At 75.0% G+C, this 248-nt stretch carries 1 protein-coding gene; it reads left to right on the top strand.

The genetic code is table 11. The annotated features are described in order from the left end of the window. Window positions 1-17: 17 nt before the first annotated feature. On the top strand, window positions 18-248 hold a 231-nt coding region (locus AAEY80_RS14770), incomplete at its 3' end, for a hypothetical protein (RefSeq protein ID WP_350588629.1).

Here is a 248-nt window from a genome sequence, read left to right as displayed (position 1 = left end):
ATCCGATGCAGACGTCGATGGGTTTCATCGGCCGCGAGCCGGTGCTGACGACGCACGGGCAACTCGACCAGCCGCGTCGCGGTGGTGGCCGGCGCGGCGCGCCGGGCCTGCCGGGCCTGAGCGGCTACGGCAGCCTGCCGGTTGCACCGTCGGGCTATGGCAACCGCACGGGCGGCGGTCGTGACGGCAACCGCATGGGTGGCGGCCGCGACGGCAACCGCGCCGGCGGTGGTCGCGATGTCGACGGC

This window comes from Psychrobacter sp. 78a-MNA-CIBAN-0178 (assembly GCF_040309625.1).
GTDB classification, from domain to species: domain Bacteria; phylum Pseudomonadota; class Gammaproteobacteria; order Pseudomonadales; family Moraxellaceae; genus Psychrobacter; species Psychrobacter okhotskensis.
This window is presented reverse-complemented; position numbering and strand designations above follow the sequence as displayed.